The following is a 23,496-nucleotide window of genomic DNA, read 5'->3' on the forward strand; positions in this document are numbered from 1 at the left end:
AGGCAAACGGGGTACCCATTTTCCAGAGAGTTTCAATGGCTATGAGTTACGGATTACCAACAACAACCAGTGCTGCCGCGAGTTCGGGCACCACGACCAGTCCGGGCACTGTGACATCGCAACCGTCTCAGTATTGTGCGTCAGGTTCATATGCTGATGCGGTAAAAAAACAACCATCTACCTCAGACCGGGAAGCTAAATCTCTTGCTCCGCGAGCCCAACTTCTAAAAGATGTTCATCAACCGTCGAACAGATCCTCAAATATTTCAGGCCGGCAAGCAACTGCATACCGGGGGCATACTCCCCGGACGTTTCAACCAGTGGCGAAAAGACCCTCTTCTAAAGCTATTGAGAAAAATATCAATGAGGCTTACGCAATATTCAATAATAAAGATTTCATAGAGGCAGAAAAAGCATTCCGACTCATCTTACACAAATACCAGGGCCTACTGAGTTCATCCGAGAAGCAGGACATAACCATAGGTCTTGCAAAATCGTTAAAAGAGCAAACCTTCGAAAAACGGAAAGAAGCCTGCTCTATTCTGGAAGAACTCCGGCTAGATGGAAGATTCACCAGGTTCGGGGCTTCAACCATTCATAACCTTGATCTGGCCCTGAGCCGCTGTGAAGAGGCACTTGGAAGGAACTTTGCAGCCGAAAGACGACTTTTGAGACTGAGAAGAAAAAATCGCAATGCCGATGAGAACCAGCTGTGCAAGTCTTCTCGCTACTATGCCGCAGATATTTCCAATGCCCGACTCTGGCAGTCTATGGGCAAACACACGCTGGCTGAAACACTCTTACTGAACATAAAGACAGAGCTGATTAACGAGCTGCAGAAAACACTATACGCGCCTAAAGCAGCAAGATTGCGTAAATACCTTGATACCGTCAATTTGGCTCTGGGAAGGATCTGGCCGTTGATGAACAAGCATCAACAATCTGAAGAGCTTCTTCTCGAAATGATTGGCAAGCGCTCCGATGACAATGAGGACAAGCTCTGCAAGCACTCCGATCGTAAAGACATTGACCTGGCTCTGGTTATTATCTGGCTGGATTGTGACAAGCGTGAACGGGCTGAGAGACTGCTGCTGAGCATGAGTCGCAAGCATCCCGATGACAGTGAGGAGATTCTGTGCAGGCCCACTGGCCATCAAGGCATTGACTTGGCTCTGGTGCGAACCTGGGAACAGACAGACAAAAATAAGCTGGCTGAAAAACTGCTGTTAAACATGAGTTGTAAGCACCTCAATGACGATGAGGAGGTCCTGTGTAAGCCCTGTGGGCATCATGACACTGATCTCATTCTGGTGCGACTCTGGCAGAAGTTATACAAACTTCAAAGAGCTGAAAAGCTGCTGCTAAACATGAGTAAAAAGCACTCTTGTGCCAGCGAGAATGAACTGTGCAAGCTCACTGGGAATCATGAAATTGACCTGGCTCTGGTTCGACATTGGGAGCTGACGGGCAAATATAAATTAGCTGAAAAGCTGCTGTTGAACATGAGTGGGAAGCATCCCGTTGCCAGTGAAGAGATTCTGTGCAAGCCCTGCTGGAATTATGTCATTGATCTGACTCTGGTGCGATTTTGGGAGGTTGTGGGCAAATATCACCTGAGTGAAAGACTGTTGTTGAACATGATTGGCATGCAACCCAATAACACTGAAGAGATCCTGTGTGAGCCCAGTGGACATAATGATCTTGACCTGACTCGGGCGCGACTCTGGCAGATCATGGATAAACCTGAACGGACTGAAAGGCTATTGCTAAACATGAGTAGCAAGTCCCTCAATGTCAGTGAAGAAAGCCTCTGCAAGCCCACTGGTCATCATGACATTGATCTGGCTCTGGTATGTGTCTGGGCAAAGACAGGCAAACATAAATGGGCTGAAATACTGCTCAGGCGTTGCCGTGATATGTATCAAACGAATGAATGTGAATATACGCTGTTAGCTTTATCTGCAGGGCAGGCAGGATTTATGGAAATGATTAGCAACTATCCGGAAAGTGCCAATACCTTGCTGGTTACCTCGATCCATTATTTCAGCCTGGCGTGTGAACAGATAGCAGAAAAAGGTCCGAAGTCAGGAAACGATAACCTGATGAAGGCACTTGAGATTATTGAATCGGCACTGGAAAAATACCCTTTCAATGCGGGAGCTTATTCACAAAAAGCGCATTGTCTCAGAATGCTGGGAAGCAGTGAGCAAGAATGGAGGGAATGGTTTAACAGAGCAGAAATCATCGACCCCGGCCGGGCATATAAGGTTAAAACTGATTTTTGGCGAAGCAACGAAACCACTGCTCTGCAAAAGTTACTGGCCTCACAGGTTAAGTAGATAGCCATGAACTTTTTTGTCCATTGACTGTCCAACGACTACCCCGTCTGCCTGAAGGTGTCACCTCCAGGCAGACGGGGTAATGTTTTCCAGAGAGTTTAAATGGCTATGAGTTACGGATTACCAACAACCAGTGCTACCACAAGTTCGAACTCAACGACCACTTTGGCATCGCAACGGTCACAGTATGGTGCGTCAGGTTCAGATGCGGCTGCAACAACAGGGCGCAGGCTTACCTTAAATCCGGAAGCGCCAACGTTTATTCCAGGCAGGCGACTTCATCAAGGTGTACAAGAACGTTCGAACATACTCTCAACTCTTTCAGACCGTCAGGCCTCTGAATACCAGGGGGTTACTCCCCGGACCTTTCACCCGGGCACTAAGAGCTCATCTCCTGAAGCTATTGAGGAAGAGGTCAGTGATGCTTTCGCAATACTCAATAACAAAAATTTCACAGAGGCAGAAAAAGCATTCCGGATCATCTTACACAAAAACCAGGGCATACTGAGTTCATTCGATAAGCAAAACATAACCATCGGTCTTGCAAGATCGCTAAAAGAGCAAACCTTCGAAAAACAGATAGAAGCCTGCTCTATTCTGGAAGAACTCAGGTTAGATGGAACATTCACCAGCTTCGGGGCTTCGACCACTTATCACCTTGATCTGACCCTGAGCCTCTGTGAAGAGGCACTTGGAAGGCACTTTGATGCCGAACTACGACTTTTGAGACTGAGAGAGAAAAGGTGCAATGCCAATGAGGAGGTCCTGTGCAAACCTTCTCGCCATTATGCTGCAGACATTACTAATGCCCGACTATGGCAGTCTATGGGCAAACACAGGCTGGCTGAAGCACTCCTGATGAACATACAAGCAGAGCTGATTAACGAGCTGCAGTCAAAACCATACATTCCTGATACATCAAAACTGCATAAATACCTCGATACCGTCAATGTGGCTCTGGGACGAATCTGGCAGTTGATGGACAAACATCACCAGTCTGAAGAGCTGCTACTGAAAACAAGTCACAAGCGTCCCGATGACCCTGAGGAGATTCTGTGCAAACCCACTGGCCAGCGAAGCATTGATCTGGCTCTGGTGCGAATCTGGGAAATGATGGACAAAAATGAGCTGGCCGAAAAACTGTTGCTGAATATAAGTGGCAAGAACCCCAATGACAACGAGGAGACCCTCTGCGGGTCGTGTGGAGATCATGACCTTGATCTGACTCTGGCACGGCTCTGGCAGATAATTGGCAGACATAAACGAGCTGAAAGACTGCTGTTGAACATGAGTGGCAAGCATCCAGGTGCCAACAGGGAGACCCTTTGCAAGCCCTGTGGGAATGGTCAAACAGACTTGGCTCTGGTGCGATATTGGGAGCAGATCGGCAAATATAAATTGGCTGAAAAACTGCTGCTGAACATGAGTGGCAAGCATCCCGATGCCAGAGAAGAGATTCTGTGCGCGCCCTGCTGGCAGCACGTCATTGATCTGAGTCTGGTACGACACTGGCAGAATACAGGCAAATATAAACGAGCTGAAAAACTGCTGTTGAACATGATTGGCACGCACCCCAGTGACATTGAGGAGATCCTGTATGAGCCCAGTGGAAATTATGATATTGACATGGCTCGGGCGCGACTCTGGCAGGTGATGGGTAAACCTGAACAAACTGAAAGACTGTTGCTGAATATTTGTAACAAATCTCTCAATGACAGTGAGGAAAGCCTGTGCAGACCCTGTGGTCATCATGACATTGATCTGGCTCTGGTATGCTCCTGGGAAATGATAGGCAGAAATAAATGGGCTCAAAGGCTGCTCAGGCGTTGCCGTGATTTGTATCAGACGAATGAATGTGAGTATATGCTCTTAACCCTATCTTCCGGGTGGCCCGAATTTATGGAAATGATTAGTCACTATCCGGAAAGTGCCAACACCCTGCTGGCTACCTCAATCCACTATTTCAAACTGGCTTGTGAGCAGATAATAAAAGAAGGTCCGGAGGCAGGAAACGATAACCTTAATAAGTCGCTTGAGATTCTTGAATCGTTACTGGAAAAGTACCCTTCCAATGCGGCAGCTTATTCGCAAAAAGCGCATTGTCTCAGAATGCAGGGCAGAAGTGAGCAAGAATGGCTAGAATGCTTTGGCAGAGCAGAAGCTATTGACCCCGCTCGGGTATATAAGGTTAAAAGTCATTTTTGGCGAAGCAACGAATCTACCGCTCTTCAAAAGGTGCTGGCCTCACAGGTCAAATAGATATCAGTGAACTTTCAGACCCGTTTGCCGTCCAAGAGCATAAGTTCCCAATCATTTTAGATTGCTATGAGTTACGGACTACCTCCAATCACCAACCCTGCGACCAGTGCGACACCGCAACCGCCACAGAATGCAGATTCTGTAACAACAGAACGTCGATTTACCTTAAACCCGGAAGCCGCTCCGTTTGTTCCTCGTAATCAGGGTGCTGATCAATGGAACACCCCCTCAAATATCAGACACCGACAAGCCACTGAACGCAAAACCGATGTACTTCAGAAGTTTCATCGATGGAGAGAGAAACCAACATACCCTGATGATACGGTAAAAAGGATAAATGACGCTTACGATGCACTGAAAACACAAAAATTCAGAAGTGCAGAAGTGGCATTTCAATCCATCTTATGCATAGACCAGGACGTACTGAGCCAATACGACTACCAAAAGATGCACATAGGGCTTGCCAGGTCTCTGAATGAACAAACCCGGGCTAAACAGGAAGAAGCATGTTCCCTTCTGAAAGAGCTCAGATCGAAGGCACCGCTCAATGAGTTCGGGGCCTCGATCATTCATAACCTTGACCTGACCCTGAGCCGAAGTGAACTGGCACTGGGACGATACCTTGATGCAGAAACACGACTTTTAAGAATGAGAAACAAAAAGCCCGATGCCGATGTGAAAGCACTGTGCGAGCCTTCTGACGATTTTGACGCTGATATGACTATTACACGAGTTTGGCAGCTTGTGGAAAAACACACGCTGACTGAAACACTCCTGCTAAATATGAAAACAAGGCTGACTGAAAAGCTGCAGCAGAAGCAATCCGCTGCTGCTGTTGAAAAACTGCATCAAAAACTCCGTACCGTAAATATTGTTTTGGTGCGAAAGTGGGAGCAGACGGGCCAATATAAATTGGCTGAAGAGCTGTTGCTGAACGTGAGTGGCAAGAACCCCAATAACAGTGAAGAAGAACTGTGTAAACCCTCTGGGCAGAACGACCTTGACCTGACCCTGGCGCGACTTTGGCAGACTGTCGGCAAACATAAACGAACTGAAAAACTGCTGCTGAACATGAGTAACAAGCCCCCTGATGCCAACGAGGAGACCCTTTGCACCCCCTGTGGGAATTATCTGACTGACCTGGCTCTGATGCGATATTGGGAGCAGGTGGGCAACAATCAATTGGCTGAAAAGCTGCTGCTGAAAATGAGTGGCAAGCATCCTGATGCCAGCGAGGAAGAACTTTGCAAGCCTTGCTGGCACCATGAGATTGATCTGACTCTGGTGCGATATTGGGAGGTTGTTGGCAAATATACACTCGCTGAAAAACTCCTGCTGAACATGACTGGCAAGCATCCCGGTGCCAGTATAGACAGCCTGTGCAGCCCCTGTGGGAACATGGAAATTGACCTGGCTCGGGTGAGACTCTGGCAAATGATGGGCAAATATCAATGGTCTGAACAGCTGATGCTGAAGATGATTGGCAAGCCCCCCGGAGCTATTGCGGAAGAGTTGTGCAAGCCATTCGGGCATCATAACATTGACCTGACCCGGGCACGACTCTGGCAGAATATGAACAAATTTGAACTGTCTGAAAGTCTGCTGCTGAACATGAGTGGCAAGCACCTCAATGCCGATGAAGACAGCCTGTTCAAACCTTCCGGGAATCAACAGATTGACCTGGCTTTGATAAGACTATGGACCGTTATGGGCAAATTTGAAGAGGCTGAAAGACTATCCAGGCGTTGCTGTGAGTTATATCATTCGGATGAATGTCAATTAACCCTGTTGGGCTTGTCTGCCGGGAAAGCGGGATTTCTGGAAATGATCAGCCGCTATCCGGAAAGTGCCAATACCTTGCTGGTTACCTCAATCCATTATTTCAGTCTGGCTTGTGAGCATATAACAAATGATGACCCAAAGGCAGGCAGCGATCACCTTATGAAGGCGCTTGAGATTGTTGAATCGGCACTGGAAAAATACCCTGTCAATTCGGGAGCTTATTCACAAAAAGGGCATTGTCTCAGAATGCTGGGTAGAAGTGAGCAAGAATGGAGGGAATGGTTTAACAGAGCAGAATCCCTTGACCCCGGACGGGCCTACAGGAGTAAAACTGATTTTTGGCGAGGCAACGAAGCCACTGCTCTTCAAAAGGTGCTGGCCTCACAGGTCAAATAGATATCAATGAACTTTCAGATCCGTTTGCTGTCCAAAGGCATAACTTTAAAAGTATGTTGTGTGACTTATGAGCTACGGATTAACAGCAACCACCGGCACCACGGCCAGTTCGACAATACAACCGCCAGGGTATCGTGCGTCAGGTTCACATCGGGATGCGACCGAAAAGAGCCAATCTTCCGCACGCACGAACGTTCCAACGTTTATTCCGCGTTGTCCGCATGCTCAACGTGGTCACCAATATCCTGACAGATCAAATATCAGGGACCGGCAAACAAAGGCAAGCCAAAACCCTTCACTACAAACGTTTCAGCAAAGCGATAGTGCGACACCACCCAAGAGTGCTAAAAAAGCAAAAATCAATGACGCCTTTAAAGAGCTGAGCAAACAAAAATTCAGCAATGCAGAAGAAGCATTTCGGACCATCTTGAAGGAAGACAAGAACAAACTGAGTGATCGCGAATGGAAAAACCTGACGATAGGACTTGCAAGGTCGCTCAAAGAGCAAACCCACGAAAAACAGAAAGAAGCCTGCTCTCTTCTGAAAGAGCTCAGGTTGAAGGGAAGGTTCACTGCGCACGGGGCTTCGACCATTCCTGATCTTGATCTGACCCTGAGTCTCTGTGAACAGGCACTTCTACAGTACGCTGATGCTGATGCACGACTTACAGCATTGAGAAACATCAAGCCGGATGCCGATGAGGAGACCCTGTGCAAGCCTTCTGACAATTTTAACGCTGACATCGCTAGTACACGACTATGGCAGCTTATGAAAAAACACACACTGGCTGAAACACTCCTGCTGAACATGGAAAAAAAGCTGATAACCGAGCTGAAGTGGAGACAATCCACTGTAACTTCCACTGAAACTACCGAAAGACTGGATAAATACCTCCATATCGTAAAAATTGCTCTGGTGCGACTCTGGCAGGGGAAAAGCCATTATGAAAAGGCTGAAGGTCTGCTGCTGAACATGAGTGGCAAACACCCCGGTGCCAGCGAAGAGGTGCTCTGCAAGCCTTGTGAAAATCGCAACGTGAATCTGACTCTGGCAATAGTCTGGCAGGAAATGGGCAAATATCAACTGGTTGAAAAGCTGCTTCTGAACATGAGCGGTAAGCCCCTCAATGCAAGCGAGGACATACTGTGCAAACCCTGCAGGCATCATGACATTAACATGGCTCTGGCTGTGCACTGGGTGGTGTCGGGCAAAAATCACCTGGCTGAAAAACTGCTATTGAACATGAGTAACAAGCCCTCCAATGCCGGTGACAGCATCCTGTGCAGACCCACTGGACAGCTTGATATTGATCTGACTCAGGCACGAAATTGGGAGGTAACAGGAAAACATCATCTGACTGAAAGACTGCTACTGAACCTGAGTGGCAAGGACCCCAAAGCCAGTGAATATCTCCTTTGCCAGGCTTGTGGGCATTACAAAATTGACATAACTCTGGCGTATCACTGGGAACATGGGGGCAAACACAGATTGGCCGAAAGGCTGCTGTTGAGTATGTGTGGCAGACACCCCAATAACCTTGAGGAAATTCTGTGCAAACCCTCCGGGCACTCTGAGATTGACCTGTCCCTGGTGATACTCTGGCAGGAGTCGGACCAACACGAACGGGCTGGAAAGCTGCTGCTGAACATGAGTAACAAGCATCCCGATGCCAGTGAGGATATTCTGTGCCAACCCTCTGGCCATCATGCTGTCGATCTGGCCCTGGTGAGATATTGGCAGACAACAAAAAAATATCATCTCGCTGAGAAGCTACTGCTGAACGTGAGTGGCAAGCATCCCGATGCCAGTGAGGACATTCTCTGCAAACCTTGCGGACGTCATGACATTGATCTGGCTCTGGTTCGCGTCTGGGAGATAATTGACAAACATCGGCTGGCAGAGAGGCTGATTAAAAATTGCAGTGAGTTATATCAATCCAAGGAGTGTCAGCTCACACTCCTGATCTCATCTTGCGAGCAACCGGGATTTATGGAACTGGTTAGCCGCTATCCGGAAGGTGAAAGTAGATTGCTGGCCACTTCAATCCATTATTTCACTCTGGCTTGTGGACAGATAACAAATGATGAACCGGAGTCAGGAAATAAAAACCTGAGTAAAGCCCTTGAGACTGTGGAATCACTCCTGGAAAAGTACCCCACCAGTGCAGCCGGTCTTTCACAAAAAGCGCATTGTCTCAGAATGATGGGTGCCACCGTTGAGGAATGGAAGAAATACTTCAAAAAAGCCACTTCCCTCGACATCAACCGTGGGCATGTGCGTAAAACTGAATTTTGGCGAAGAAACGAAGCTACTGCTCTTCAGAAGCTGCAGGGGCTCAAAGCGCAAATGGATCACAAGGAACTTTAATATCCGTTAACTGTCCAAGAGCCTAGTTTTCCCGGAAGTTTTGATTGCCATGAGTTACGGATTTACAGCAACAGCCAGCGCCACAAGCAATACGACATCACAACCGTCACAGAATCGTGCGACAGGTTCAGAGCATACCTCTAACCTTAACCCTGAAGCTCCAGTGTTCATTCCACGTGCTGAACGCGTTCAACGTATTGATGATCGTTCCAACAGGCTCCCAACTATTTCGGGCAGGCGGGTCACTGCAAACGAAACCTTTGCTCCCCGGACATTTCAACAAAGGAAGAATATCCGCCGTCCTGAAGCCATTAAGGAAGAGATTGATAACGCTTACAAGGCACTGATGAATAAAAAATTCATAGATGCAGAAGCAGCATTCCAGCTCATCCTGGACAAAAACGAGAGCATCTTAAGTAGATCCGAGCACCAGAACGTCGTCATTGGGCTTGCAAGGTCTCTAAAAGAGCAAACCTTCACAAAACAGAAAGAGGCTTGCTCTCGTCTGGAAGAACTCAGATCGAAAGCATCGCTCAATGACTTTGGGGCCTCGACCATTCATAACCTTGATCTGACCCTGAGCCGATGTGAAGAGGCGCTGGGACGCTACCCTGATGCTGAAATGCGACTTCAAGCGCTGAGAAACATCAAGCCCGATGCCGATAAAGAGACCCTCTGCAAGCCTTCTGGCAATTTTGACGCAGATATTGCCAATATACGACTATGGCAGCTTATGGAAAAACACACACAGTCTGAAAGACTCCTGCTGAAAATGGAAGAACAGCTGAAAAGCGAGCTGAAGCGGAGCCGATCCGCTGCAAATAAAAAAAGACTGCGTAAATATCTCCATATCGTAAAACTCGCTCTCGCACGACTCTGGCAGGCGATGAACAAATATGAACTGGCTGAAGATCTGTTGCTTAAGATGAGTAACAAACACCCCGGTGCCAGTGAGGAGACGCTATGCAGGCCTTGCAAAGATCACGACGTAAATCTGGCTCTGGCCAGACTCTGGCAGGACATGGGCAAATATCAACCGACTGAAAAGCTGCTGCTGAACATGAGTGGGAAGCTCCCTGAGGCAAGCGAGGACAGACTGTGCAAACCCTGCAGGCAACATGACATTAACATGGCTCTGGCTGTGCTCTGGGAGCTAATGGGAAAACCTCATCTGACTGAAATACTGCTACTGAACATGAGTAAAAAGCACCCCAAAGCCAGTGAATACCTCCTTTGCCAGGCTTGTGGGCATTACGAGACTGACATGACTCTGGCGCGACACTGGGAGCATGAGGGTCAATACAGATTGGCTGAGTGGCTGCTATTGAGCATGTGTGGCAAACACCCCAAAAACCTTGAGGAAATTCTGTGTAAAGCCTCCGGACACTCTGAGATTGACCTGACCCTGGCGCTACTCTGGCAGAAGATGGACAAATACGAACAGTCTGAAAAGCTGCTGCTAAGCATAAGTGGCAGGCATCCCGATGCCAGTGAAGATATTCTGTGCAAACCCTCTGGCCATCATGCTATTGATCTGACTCTGGTGAGATATTGGGAGATAGCGGACAAAAATCATCTGGCTGAGAAGCTGCTGCTGAACATGAGTGGCAAGCGTCCCGATGCTAGTGAAGACATTCTCTGCAAACCTTGCGGAAATCATGACATTGACCTGGCTCTGGTCCACCTCTGGGAGAAGATTGACAAACGTGGGCTGGCCAGGAGACTGATTGAGAACTGCTGTGAATTATATCATTCGAAAGATTGTCAATTTACACTCTTGATCTTCTCTTGCGGGCAACCAGGATTTATAGAAATGATTAGCCGTTATCCGGAGAATGACAATACATTGCTGGCCACCTCAATCCATTATTTCACTTTGGCTTGTGAGCAGATAATAAATGATGACCCGGAGTCAGGAAAAGAAAACCTGACTCTAGCCCTGGTGACTGTGGAATCACTGCTGGAAAAGTACCCCACCAGTGCGGGCGGTTTTTCGCAAAAAGCACATTGTCTCAGAATGATGGGCACCGATTCGCAGAAATGGCAGAAATATTTCAATAAAGCCAACTTCCTTGATCTGAGCCGGGCACGCAGAGATAAAACTAACTTATGGCGAAGCAGCGAAGCCGCTGCTCTTCAGAAGCTGCAGGGTCTGAAAGAGCAAATGGATCATAAGGAACTTTAATATCTGTTACTTGTCCAACAGCGTAGTTTTCCCTGGAAGTTTTGATTGCCATGAGTTACGGATTCATACCAACAGCCAGCGCCACAACCAATACGACATCGCAACCGTCACAGAATCCTGCGTCAGGTTCAGCGCATACATCTAGCCTTAACCCTGATGCGCCAGAGTTTATTCCACGTGCTGAACGAGCTCAACGTATTGATGGTCATTCGAACAGGCTCCCAACTATTTCAGGCAGGCAAGTCACTGCAGATGAAACCTTTGCTTCCCGGACATTTCAGCAAAGGACGAATGTTTCCTGTCCTGATGCCATTACAGAAGCGATCAACAAGGCTTTCGAAGCACTGACAAATAAAAAATTCATAGATGCAGAAGCAGCTTTCCGGCTCATCCTGGACAAAAACGAGAGCAGCTTAAGCAAATTGCAGCACCAGAGCCTGGTCATAGGGCTTGCAAGGTCTCTAAAAGAGCAAACCTACACAAAACAGAAAGAGGCCTGCTCTCGTCTGGAAGAACTCAGGTCGAAAGCACCGCTCAATGACTTCGGGGCCTCGACCATTCATAGCCTTGACCTGACCCTGAGCCTATGTGAAGAGGCGCTGGGGCAGTATATTGATGCTGAAAAACGACTTTTGAGACTGAGGAACAAAAAGCCTGATGCCGATGAGCAGTCCCTGTGCGAGCCTTCTGACAATTTTGGCGCTGATATGACTATTGGACGACTTTGGCAGTTGATGGAAAAGCACATGTCGGCTGAAACACTAGTGATGAAACTGAGAACAAAGCTGATTATCAGGTTGCAGTCGGCCTCATCCGCTGCCATTGTCAAGGCACTGCACAGAAACCTTCATACCGTAAATCTCTCTCTGGCAATACACTGGCAGGCGATGGGCAAATATAAATGGGCTGAAAGCACGCTGCTGAGCATGATTCGCAGGCATCCCGATGACAGTGAGGAGATCCTGTGCAGTTCCTCCGGAAAACGTGATATTGATCTGGCTCTGGCACGACTCTGGATAGCGATGGGTCAATATGAACGGTCTGAAAGACTGCTGCTGAACGTGATTGGCAAGCACCCTGATAACAGTGAGGAGATTCTGTACAAGCCCTCTGGAAGATATGATTATCATCTGACCCTGGCACGACTCTGGCAGACAATGGGCCAATATCAACGAGCCGAAAGGCTGCTGCTGAAGATGAGTGGCAAGCACCCTGATAACAGTGAGGAGATCCTGTGCAAGCCTTGTGGGAATCATGATATTGACCTGACGCTGGTGCGACACTGGCAGATTTCAGGCAAACATGAACTATCTGAGAGACTGCTGCTGTCCATGACTGGCATCAATCCCGATAACGACGAGGAGATCCTGTGCCAGCCTTGTGGGAATTACGAAGTTGACATAGCTCTGGTGCGACTCTGGAAAATAATGGATAAACATGAACTGTCTGAAAGACTGCTGCTGAGCATGATTAACAGGAGCCCCGATGACAGTGAGGAGATCCTGTGCAAGCCCTCTGGGAATAATAAGATTGACCTGACCCGAGTGCGACTCTGGCAGGAGATCGGCAAAACAAAACTGGCTGAAAAACTGCTGCTGAACATGACCGGCAAGCGCCCCGATGACAGTGAAGAGAATCTGTGCAAGATCTCTGGAAAATATGTTATTGATCTGGCTCTGGCGATACTCTGGCAGGTCATGGGCAACCATGAACAGAGTGAAAGACTGCTGCTGAATATGAGTGGCAAATCCACCAGAGACAGTGAGGACATCCTGTGCAAGCCTTCCGGGATTCAAGAGCTGGACATGGCTCTGGCACGGACCTGGCAGGCGCTTGGCAAATATGAATCGGAAGAAAAACTGCTTAGTCGTGGCTTCGCCTTGTATCGTTCGGATGAATTTGAATTAGCACTATTGTGTTTATCGATTGGACAATCAGTGTTTATGGAAAGGATGACCCGGTATCCGGACAGCGTCAATAAACTACTGGCAACTTCCTTACACTATTTCACTCTGGCTTGTCGGCAAATAATAAAGGATGGCCCAAAGTCAGGAGACGATAACCTTAACAAGGCTCTTGAGCATGTTGAATCAGCATTGGAGAAGTACCCTCCGAATGCTGGCGCTTTTTCGCAAAAAGCACACTGCCTGAGAATGATGGGTGCAGCAGAGCCTGTATGGCGGGAGCTGTTCCTAAAATCAAAATCCCTTGACCCCTTACGTGCAATGAAGAACAAAAACGACAGCTGGCGAAGCATGGAATCAGCTGCCCTTCAGAAAATAAAAAACCTCACAGACTAAATGGATCAAGATGAACTTTTATCTCCGTTAACTGTCCAAGAGCATAGTTTTTCAGTTGAGTTTGATTGCTATGAGTTACGGATTATCACCAGTCAGGAGCAGCGCAGCCCATTCGAGCGCTGCCGTTGGTTCGGCTGCTACCGCCAGTTCGACAACAACCTGTTCGATAACAAAAAGCAAATACACCTTAAACCCTGAAGCTTCAGTATTTATTCCGCATGCTCAGCGTGTTCATGAGCATTCGGTCAAACTTTCAGACATTAAAGACCGACAGGCAGCGGCATGCCAAACGCTTTTACCCCAGACACTTTCGCAATGGACGGAGCCAAAAGACTCTGCGGATATTAAAGGCAGAATCAATGATGCATTCAAAGAACTGACAAAACGAAAATTCATCGATGCAGAAACAGCATTCCGGAACATTTTAAACGAAAACCAGCAGATACTAAGTACATTTGACTACCAGAACGCTACCATAGGGCTTGCAAGGTCGCTAAAAGAGCAAACCCGAAAAAAGCAGCTGGAAGCCTGCTCTCTTCTGGAAAAACTCAGGTTGACTGGATCGTTTACCGAGTTCAGGGCTTCGACCATCCATCACCTTGATCTGACACTGAGCCGATGTGAACAGGTACTGGGAAAATACCTTGAAGCTGAAACACGACTTATAGCGCTGAGGAACCTGAAGTCCGATGCCGATGTTCAGGCACTGTGCACGCCTTCTGGCAATTTTGACGCAGATATTACTAATGCCCGACTGTGGCAGTTGATGAAAAAAAACACGCTGACTGAAGCACTTCTGATGAACATGGGAAAAGCACTGTTTACAGAGCTGCATTCAAACCGGTCCGCTGTCACTTCACAAAAACGGCACAGCTATCTCCATACCGTAAACCTGGCTCTGGCTCGAAACTGGCAATTGACGGGTAAATATGAATGGGCTGAAAACCTGCTGCTTAGCATGATTGTTAAACATCCCAATGCCAGTGAGGAGTTACTGTGCAGCCCCTCTGAGCATCGTGACATTGACCTGGCTCTGGCGCGCGTCTGGCAGATGATGGGCAAATCTGAACGCACTGAAAGACTGCTGCTGAACATGAGTGGCAAGCACCCTGATGGCAGCGAAGAAAGCCTGTGTAAGCCCTGTCCACAGCATGAGATTAATTTGGCTCTGGCAATACTCTGGCAAGAGATGGACAAACATGAAATGACCGGAAAGTTGCTGCTGAACATGAGCAACAAGCATCCCGATGACAGTGAAGAAAACCTCTGCAAACCTTGTGCGCATCATAACACTGACCTCGCTCTGGCAAGACACTGGGAGGTAATAGGCAAACATACACTGACTGAAAAGCTGCTGCTGAACATCAGTGGCAGGGACCCCCATGATAGTGAAGACATCCTGTGCAAGCCCTCTGGGCAACATGACATTGACCTGGCCCTGGCATGCATCTGGCAGGTGACGGGCAAAAATGAACTGGCTGAAAGACTGCTCTGGCGTTGCAGCAAATTTTATCATTCGGATGAATTTCAATTATCTCTGTTATGTCTGTTCGCCGGGCAAACAGGATTTATGGAGATGATTAGCCATTATCCTGAAAGTGCCAACACATTGCTGGTAACCTCGGTCCATTATTTCAATCTGGCTTGTGAACAGATCATCAATGATGACCTGAAGTCAGGAAAGGATAATCTCAATAAAGCTCTTCAATATGTTGAATCAGTTTTGGAGAAGTACCCCCTGAATGCAAGCGCTCATTCACAAAAAGCCCACTGTCTCAGAATGATGGGCGCCAGTGAGGAGGTCTGGCGGGCCTGTTTCAATAAAGCCAGCTTACTTGACTCCAGCCGGACACATAAGAATAAAAATACGTCCTGGCAAAGCTGCGAATCTGCTGCTCTTCAGAAGGTGTTAAGCCACAAAGAGCAAGTAAATAAACATGAACCTTTATGCCCATCAGATTCAGAGGCATAGCCAGAGAGATTAGATTGCTATGAATTACGGATTACCACCAACAATCAGCACTGCGACCGGAACAATATCGCAACCTTTACAGCATCGTGCCTCAGGTTCTGACCATAATGCAACAAAGCGTCCATCTGCCATAGACCCGAAAGCTTTAGTGTTTAATCAACCTGCTCAGTGTGCCTGGGAACATTGGAACAGACCCTCCAATATCAGGAACCGGCAAACAACTGTATTCCAATCGCGCTTTCCCCGGGAGTTTCAAACAAGGGCGAATGCCCGTTGTCCTGAAGCTATTCAAAAACAGATCGATAGCGCTTTCGATGAACTAATAAAAGAAAAAAATTTTATCAATGTTGAAAGAATGTTCCGAAGGATCATACAAAATGGCAGGGCCGTACTGGGTGAATTCCACTACCAAAGCTCAGTCATAGGGCTTGCAAGATCGTTGAAAGAACAAACCTACGAAAAGCTGAAAGAGGCCTGTTATCTTCTGGAAGAACTCAGATTGACCGGAACCTTCACTGAGTACGGGGCGTCAACCATTCATAACCTTGATCTAACCCTGAGCCGCTGTGAACAGCTACTTGGAAGAAACCTCCACGCTGAAGCACGACTTTTAGCTCTCAGTAACAAAAAGCCCAATGCTAATGTGCAGACGCTGTGCAAACCTTCCCGCAATTACGAAGTTGATATTTGCCTGACCAGGCAGTGGCAGCTGTTGTACAAATATGAGCTGGTTGAACCGCTACTTCAGAACTTAAAGTCAGAGCTGACTGAAAAGCTGCGGTTATCGACGTTTCCTCGCACCATAAAGAAACTAAGTAAATACCTTCATACCGTCAATATTTCTCTGGTAAGACTCTGGCAGTGTAAGGGTGAGCATAAACCGGCTGAAAGTCTGCTGCTGCAAATGAGTGGCAAGCCCCTCAATGCCTCTGAGGAAATCCTTTGTACTCCCTGTGAGCACCATGACATTAACCTTTGCCTGTCGCGACACTGGCAGATAATGGGCAAACATCAATTGACTGAAAAGCTGCTGTTAAACATGAGCAACAAACGCCCCGATGACACCGAGGATGCCCTGTGTAAGCCCTGTGCTTATCATGATGTCAACCTCTGTCTGGCGCGGCACTGGCAGCTGATGGGCAAATATAAAATGACTGAAAGACTCCTGCTGAACATGAGTGGCAAGCATCCTGATGCCAGTGTCGAGGCCCTCTGCAAGCTCTGTGGGAATTATGACACTGACCTGACTCTGGTGCGACACTGGCAGGTAATGGAGAAGCATGAACTGGCTGAAAGACTGCTGCTGAATATGAGCGGCAAGCACCCCAATGCCAGTGAGCTGTCTCTGTGCCTGCCCTGCGGGCACCACGAAATTGACCTGACTCTGGTACGACTCTGGCAGGGAAAAAGCAAATTTGCGTGGGCTGAAAGGCTGCTGCTGAACATGACTGGCAAGCACCCTGATGCCGGTGAAGAAGTCCTTTGCAAGCCCTTTGGGCATTATGAAATTGACCTGGCTCTGGTGCGACTCTGGCAGTCGCTTGGCAAATATGAACTGGCTGAAAGACTGCTGCTGAACATGACTGGCAAACACCCCGATAATAGTGAAGAGAGCCTGTGGCAACCTTCCGGGCATCATGACATTGACCTGGCTCTGGTGCGACTCTGGCAAACGGCTGGCAAAACGGAACCGGCTATAAGACTGCTTCAGCATTGCTATACAAGATATCGTTCGGATGAATGTGAATCGGCACTGTTTAAATTATTCATTGGGCAAGCAGGGTTTATGGAAATGATTGCCGGGTATCCGAAAAGTGCCAACACATTGCTGGCGACCTCGATCCACTATTATACTCTGGCTTGTAAGCAGATAAGCAAAGATGGCGCGGCGGCAGGAAAAGATAACCTTAACAAGGCGCTTGAGTTTGTGGAATCCGTCATAAAAAATTACCCTCCAAATGCTGGAGCTTATTCGCAAAAAGCCCATTGTCTCAGGATGATGGGCGCCAGTGATCAAGAATGGAATAAATGGTTCTCAAGAACACGATCTGTCGACCCCTTCCGTGTACCGACAGAAAAAAACGAATACTGGCGATGCATCGAATTTGATGCCCTTGACAAGGTACGAGCTTCCAAAGAGTAACCAAGACTGAAAAAAGCCTGAAGAACTGAGGGTTTAGTTGCGTATATTCTGGTGACGACACGATCTCTGAAGGGGACAATTTCGTAACGAACCTTGATATAAAAGGGTGAGTGTTTACTCGCCAGCAGGTATGACTGCAAGCTTGTTAACTCGAGCTGAATGATTCACGCCTTTGCGACAGCCTCCTTCGCGGAAATAACGACCTCCTACTCTTTAGCACATAGCGGTAGTTTGCATTTTGTGGTGCGCAATATTGCTCGTGAAGAAATAGAAGCTCTTGGGTTTTAATCCTTTAGATGAAAAACATAACGTAAGTACTTACTGATTACGAGAGCCTTATCTATTTTGAGCAGCAACATTAATAGTAATTCTACGTAGTGTCATCCGGTTTTTGCGCATATACTCTATTGCCTCCCGGAATCGTGTACCTTTACGTCTGGAGTGCCACCGGAAGATACGACCAGTGCATTTAGCATGTAACCATGCGCCTACCAAAAAGCAAGAGTAAAACGATGGATTTCAGACTGCCCAACCACCATTTCCTGAAACTGCTTGATTTCACTAAAGAGGATATTGCTTCGCTGCTCGATCTGTCAGCGCAGCTGAAGCAGGCCAAAAAAAGCGGTAACGAGCCCCGTTTTCTTGAGGGTCGCAACATCGCATTGATTTTTGAAAAAGCGTCCACCCGAACCCGCTGTGCCTTTGAAGTAGCCAGCTTTGATCAGGGTGCCAATGTGACTTACATTTCCGGTGGCTCACAGATGGGCAGTAAAGAATCTGTGAAAGACACTGCCAGGGTTCTGGGAAGAATGTACGACGGCATTGAGTTTCGTGGCCACTCCCAGCAGCATGTTGAAGAACTGGCAGAATACTCAGGCGTCCCGGTTTGGAATGGCCTGACCGATGACTGGCACCCGACTCAGATTCTGGCAGATTTTCTGACCATGCTGGAACATGGCAAAGGGCGCCCCCTGAACAAACTTAAGCTTTGTTATGCAGGCGATGGCCGGAATAATGTGGCGAACTCACTTCTGGTAGGTTGTGCCAAAATGGGCGTTGACTTCAGAATTGCCGCACCAGAAGGTTATACCCCTGCCCAGGAACTGCTCGAACGCTGCCAGCCATTAGCAGAAAAATCAGGAGCCAGAATCACCGTCACACAGTCCGTAGAAGAAGCGGTGCATGAATGTGACTTTATCTATACCGATGTCTGGGTCTCCATGGGTGAACCGGTAGCGGCCTGGGATGAGCGTGTACGTCTGATGACGCCCTATCAGGTAAATGCCTCTATGCTTGAAAAAACGGGCAATCCTGACGCCCGATTCCTGCATTGCCTGCCCGCTTTTCATAACGATGAAACGACTATTGGCCTTGAGATTGCCAGTAAATACGGCATGTCGGGCCTGGAAGTAACGGAAGATGTTTTTGAGTCTGAACACTCCATCGTTTTTGATCAGGCAGAAAACCGTATGCACACCATCAAGGCCGTTATGGTGGCTACACTGGGAGCCTGACCGGTCAGAGCAAAACGACGGTAATCGAAGAGAGATATTTATTGTGCCAAGAGTGAACCTGACAAAGTCTCGAGACTGAAACGTCCGGAATTGTCTACTATTGAGTAAATTTTGCAATGCAACCCGGCTGCTGCAGAGACTGCGGAGCTATCACTCCAAAACCTTCTGCAGCCCGGTAATATCTGATCGCCAGCCCCTCAAGTTTATAGGCGACAGATAACTTATGATTAACCAGAGGCCCTTTGATCCTGACCTGAACCGCCATGACCATGAGTTTCTTTTTTTAGGTTAAGAGAGGCACATGGTGATTAAGTTCCGGCTTTCCGGTCAATCGTCCCGATTTTTCAGTTCCCAAGCCGTATAGAGGAGCAGAAATGCCCCAGAGTCTATTGCGATACACCAACATTCTCAGCATTGTTGGTGACTTGATTCGCGTTCAAGTGCCTAACCTGACGGCAGGCAATGCCCGGGCCAGCTATGGCGATCTGGCGATGATCGAACAAAACGGACAGGTTTATTCCCTGGCCCAGATCATCAAGATTGATCACGAAGAAGTTTCCCTGCAGGTATTTGCCGGCACCAAGGGCCTCTCTACTGATGCCTCCGTCTGCTTCCTGGGCGAGCCTATGAAGGCCACCTATTCTCCCAACATCCTGGGCCGCATTTTTAACGGTGCCGGTGAACCTATTGATGGTGGTCCGGCTCTGGAGCAAGACCCCAAGGTTGAAATTGACGGCCCGTCGGTAAACCCAGTCCGTCGTGTACTGGCGTCAAGAATGGTACGAACCAATGTTCCAATGATTGACGTATTCAACACCCTGGTTGAATCACAGAAGATCCCCATTTTCTCGGTGGCCGGTGAACCTTACAACCGGTTCCTCGCCCGTATTGCCATTCAGGCTGAAGCTGACGTGGTCGTGTTTGCTGGCATGGGCCTGATCTTCGACGATTACCACTTCTTCCGTACAACCTTTGAAGAAGCTGGTGTATCTTCCCGTACCGTCATGTTTACCAACCAGGCCTCTGATCCGACCGTTGAACGTCTTCTGACGCCTGATATGGCGCTGGCAGTGGCAGAGCACTTTGCCGTGAACGAAAGCAAGAAGGTTCTGGTTCTGCTAACCGATATGACCTCCTACGCTGACGCCATGAAAGAGATCGGCGTAGCAATGGACAAGATCCCGGCTAACCGGGGTTACATGGGTGACCTCTACTCCCAGCTGGCCAAGCGTTATGAAAAAGCCTGTGATTACAAGGGTGCAGGCTCTGTCACCATCCTCGCGGTAACCACCATGCCGGGCAACGATGTCACTCACCCGGTGCCGGATAACACCGGTTACATCACCGAAGGTCAGTTCTACCTGCACAATGGCGTCATTGATCCATTCGGTTCTCTGTCCCGTTTGAAACAGATGATTCAGGGCAAAGAAACCCGCGACGACCATGCTCACATCATGAACACCATGATCCGTTTCTACTCCGACTCTGTGAATGCCCAGCAGAAACAGGCCATGGCCTTTGAATTGTCCAGCTACGACCTGAAAGCGATCGCCTTCGGTGAAAAATTCAAAAGTCGCTTCATGGTTCTTGAAGCCCGGATGGGTCTGGAAGAAGCCCTGGATCTTTGCTGGCAGACACTGGCTGAATGTTTTGAACCCGAAGAAACCCTGCTCAAACAGAGCCTGCTGGACAAGTACTGGCCTGGTCTTGACGAAGCCAGAGAATCCGCCGGGGCCACTGAAAAGTCTGGCTCGGAAACAGCTGCGACAGAGGCTTAAACCATGGCCAAGGTAGCCCTCAATAAAAGCTCGCTGAACAAAGAAAAACGCAGCCTCAAAACCTACAACCGTTATCTGCCGGCACTGGAATTGAAGCGCCAACAGTTGATGGTTGAACGGAAAAAGGCTGAAGAGGCGCTGGCAGAAACCCGGTCTCATCTGGCGGACGTTGAGCGTCTGGTCAGGGAACAGCTCCCGATGCTGGCCCGGGAAGATGTGCCTCTGGAAGGATTGGTCAAGGTAACCAGAGTCAAATTGATCGATGAGAATATCGTGGGTACGGCAGTACCCAGGGTAGAGAACATCGCCATTAGCCTGAAAGCCTACAGTGACCTGGCCAAGCCAGTCTGGGTCGACTTTCTGGTTGAACTGCTTCAGCAGATGGTGCGTCTACGCATTGAGTACCAGGTGCGCGAGCTGCGTCATAAAGAGCTCGACAAGGCCACCCGGACAACATCCCAAAGGGTAAATCTGTTTTCCAAGGTACTGATTCCGCAAACCCGCAAGAGTATCCAGAAAATCCAGATCTACCTGTCTGACCAGGATCGTGCCAACGTCATGAACGCCAAGCTCTCCAAGGGTAAAGTGCTGGCTCAGGAAGCCAGGTTGGCCAGAGCCCGTGAACTGGAATCACTGGAGGCAGACGTCAATGGCCATTAAACGGCTGAATAAAATTACCCTATACGGGCCCGGAGAAGACAAAAGCCGGATTCTTCAGGGACTCCAGACTCTGGGATGCATGCACCTGATTCCACTGTCCGATAACAACGTGGATCAGAGCCTGCGCATGCAACCGGCACAGGCCAGTGAAGCTATAGCCTGGCTGGAGCGCTCACCACGAACACGTCGACAGCTCAAAGACAAAAACCATGTCTGCATTGATCAGGTCGTTGCCGAGGTTCTGGACAACAAGACCTCTGTTCGGGAAGTGTCCGATGCCCGTGACAAACTGGTTGAGCGAATCCGTGAAGTTCGTCAGTGGGGAGAGTTCAGCTTGCCCAGCCTGTCCGACCTGAATGGCCAGCGCTTCTGGTTTTATGTCGTTCCTTTGGGTGAAATGGAGGCTCTCTCCGAAGTCCTGAAGGAAGATGACCTGCCCTGGGAGGAAATTCACAGGGACCATCGCCAGGCCTATGTGATTGTCATTTCTACCAGTGAACCGGCAGAAGACCTGCTGCCAGTACCACGCTCCCATGTAGGTATGGTGCCTCTTTCCAGACTTGAAACGGAACTGGAAGAGTCTGAGCATCTGCTGGAAGAACTGCTGGCAGAGCGTGAAGCTCTGACCCGCTGGCACTATCTGCTGGGTCAGACGGTGGCAGCCAGATTGGACCAGGCTGCCCTGGAAGAAGCCAGCAGTGGCACTCAGGATGAGGGAACTTTCTTCCTGGTTCAGGGCTGGGTAGCGGTATCGGAGAAAAAAGCGGTGGAGGCTTTTTGTCTGGAAAACGGCGTTGCGGCGATCTTCGAGGAGCCCTCTGAAGAAGACAATCCGCCTACCCTGCTGGCAAAATCCGACAGCATTGGCGGTGGCTCAGATGCATTGGGCTTCTTCCAGACACCCAACTATCGTACCTGGGACCCGGGCAATCTGGTCTTTTACTCGTTTTCACTGTTCTTCGCCATGATCATGAGTGACGCCATGTACAGCCTGCTGTTTGGTGGCATCGTGTTCATGTTCCGCAAGAACCTGAAAAAAACCGAGGCCGGTTCACGCCTGATGAATCTGGCTTACTTCATGTCAGCGGCCGGCGTTGTCTGGGGTGTTCTGATTGGCAGTTACTTTGGTGTGGCACCAGAATCGGGGGGGATTCTCGGTCATCTGGCCGTCATCAACCTGAACAACTACAGCGCCATGATGAAACTGTCGGTCTTTGTCGGTGTGACACATTTGATCATTGCCAACATCATGACGGCAGTGGTCAACCGGGGTAGCAGTCATGCGCTCGCCCCGGTTGGCTGGGCAATTATTATGGCCTCGGGTTTGTCAATGTGGCTGGGCACGACTGGTACTCTGCCGACTGTTTTTGCCGACAAGGTTGGACCTGCCGGGCTGATCACAGGTGCTTTACTGGTGTTCCTGTTTACCAGCACCCGTCCGGTTCGCTCCATCGGCAGTCTTTGCCTCAGAGGTCTGGACGGCCTGAAAGGTATTTATAACATCACCTCCGCTTTCGGTGACGTGCTGAGTTACATGCGTCTGTTTGCCCTGGGTCTTTCCGGTGCCTCCCTGGCAATGACCTTCAACACCCTGGCTATGGACGCCCTGGATTCCAGTCCGGTCATTGGCGTGCTGTTCAGCGGCCTGATTCTGCTGCTGGGACACATACTCAACTTTGCCCTTTGCATCATGAGCGGTGTCGTACATGGCATGCGTCTCAACGTGATTGAATTCGTTAACTGGGGACTGTCCGACGAGGGCTACCCATTCAAATCTTTTAGAAAACAAGAGGATTAAAC

12 protein-coding genes are annotated in these 23,496 nt (G+C 48.8%); all 12 read left to right on the forward strand.

Features of this window, described 5'->3' with window-relative positions; genetic code table 11:
* Window positions 1-41 precede the first annotated feature (41 nt).
* The 12 genes from ACOMHB_RS18570 (at window position 42) to ACOMHB_RS18625 (ending at window position 23,494) form a co-directional block, all read left to right on the forward strand.
* Entirely contained in the window at window positions 42-2,339 is a 2,298-nt protein-coding gene (locus ACOMHB_RS18570; protein ID WP_448217731.1) for a hypothetical protein, read from the forward strand.
* A 108-nt stretch (window positions 2,340-2,447) separates the two neighbouring features.
* A complete protein-coding gene (locus tag ACOMHB_RS18575; RefSeq protein ID WP_448217732.1) occupies window positions 2,448-4,598 on the forward strand; it encodes a tetratricopeptide repeat protein in 2,151 nt (716 codons plus the stop codon).
* A gap of 66 nt (window positions 4,599-4,664) precedes the next feature.
* On the forward strand, window positions 4,665-6,776 hold the full coding sequence (locus tag ACOMHB_RS18580; protein WP_448217733.1) for a tetratricopeptide repeat protein: 2,112 nt from the start codon (window positions 4,665-4,667) through the stop codon (window positions 6,774-6,776).
* Between the two features lie 67 nt (window positions 6,777-6,843).
* Window positions 6,844-9,144 carry a hypothetical protein gene (locus ACOMHB_RS18585; protein ID WP_448217734.1) on the forward strand — a complete coding sequence of 767 codons (2,301 nt, stop codon included), beginning with the start codon at window positions 6,844-6,846 and terminating at the stop codon, window positions 9,142-9,144.
* A gap of 49 nt (window positions 9,145-9,193) precedes the next feature.
* The gene (locus ACOMHB_RS18590) at window positions 9,194-11,329 is read left to right on the forward strand and encodes a hypothetical protein (protein WP_448217735.1); all 2,136 of its coding nucleotides are present in this window, start codon (window positions 9,194-9,196) and stop codon (window positions 11,327-11,329) included.
* 50 nt (window positions 11,330-11,379) lie between these two features.
* Window positions 11,380-13,629, forward strand: coding sequence for a tetratricopeptide repeat protein (locus ACOMHB_RS18595; protein ID WP_448217736.1), 2,250 nt, complete (start codon window positions 11,380-11,382; stop codon window positions 13,627-13,629).
* 70 nt (window positions 13,630-13,699) lie between these two features.
* Complete coding sequence (locus ACOMHB_RS18600; RefSeq protein ID WP_448217737.1) at window positions 13,700-15,601, forward strand: hypothetical protein; 1,902 nt, start codon at window positions 13,700-13,702, stop codon at window positions 15,599-15,601.
* Between the two features lie 19 nt (window positions 15,602-15,620).
* Entirely contained in the window at window positions 15,621-17,744 is a 2,124-nt protein-coding gene (locus tag ACOMHB_RS18605) for a hypothetical protein (protein WP_448217738.1), read from the forward strand.
* Between the two features lie 512 nt (window positions 17,745-18,256).
* A complete protein-coding gene (argF, locus tag ACOMHB_RS18610) occupies window positions 18,257-19,258 on the forward strand; it encodes an ornithine carbamoyltransferase (RefSeq protein ID WP_422451438.1) in 1,002 nt (333 codons plus the stop codon).
* Window positions 19,259-19,632: 374 nt separating this feature from the next.
* Window positions 19,633-21,036: a V-type ATP synthase subunit B gene (locus ACOMHB_RS18615; protein ID WP_422134599.1), complete on the forward strand. Its 1,404-nt coding sequence runs from the start codon at window positions 19,633-19,635 to the stop codon at window positions 21,034-21,036.
* Window positions 21,037-21,039: 3 nt separating this feature from the next.
* A complete protein-coding gene (locus ACOMHB_RS18620; RefSeq protein ID WP_422451436.1) occupies window positions 21,040-21,696 on the forward strand; it encodes a V-type ATP synthase subunit D in 657 nt (218 codons plus the stop codon).
* The gene (locus ACOMHB_RS18625) at window positions 21,686-23,494 is read left to right on the forward strand and encodes a V-type ATP synthase subunit I (RefSeq protein ID WP_448217739.1); all 1,809 of its coding nucleotides are present in this window, start codon (window positions 21,686-21,688) and stop codon (window positions 23,492-23,494) included. Before ACOMHB_RS18620 ends, ACOMHB_RS18625 begins: the two co-directional genes overlap by 11 nt.
* The last annotated feature ends 2 nt before the right edge of the window (window positions 23,495-23,496 follow it).

It is taken from the genome of Endozoicomonas sp. 2B-B (assembly GCF_053470045.1).